Origin of the sequence: Mesorhizobium sp. M1A.T.Ca.IN.004.03.1.1 (assembly GCF_003997555.1) — a bacterium.
In the GTDB taxonomy this organism is placed as follows: domain Bacteria; phylum Pseudomonadota; class Alphaproteobacteria; order Rhizobiales; family Rhizobiaceae; genus Mesorhizobium.
Genome location: NZ_RZTV01000860.1, coordinates 1 through 246, shown reverse-complemented (window position 1 = coordinate 246; position 246 = coordinate 1). Strand labels below are relative to the sequence as shown.

At 60.6% G+C, this 246-nt stretch carries 1 protein-coding gene; it reads left to right on the top strand.

Annotated features, from left to right (window positions below; all coding sequences use genetic code 11):
- Positions 1–246, top strand: a 246-nt coding sequence (locus EOD29_RS34135) for an Arm DNA-binding domain-containing protein (RefSeq protein ID WP_281059266.1), incomplete at both ends; no start/stop codon positions are given.

Sequence of the window (246 nt, the reverse complement as noted above, 5' to 3'; positions counted from 1 at the left end):
CTAAACGATACGCTGATCGACAAACTTCCGCTGCCGGCCACCGGCAACAAGATCACCTATGATGATGACGTGAAGGGCTTCGGCATCCGCGTCACCGCCGGCGGCGCCCGGTCATTCATTCTCAATTATCGCACCCGTAGTGGCCTGGAGCGGCGGTACACGATCGGCGCCCGGCCGGACTGGAAGACCGGTCCCGCCCGCGAGGAAGCGAAGAACCTCAAGAAAAAGATCGATGTGGGCTTCGAT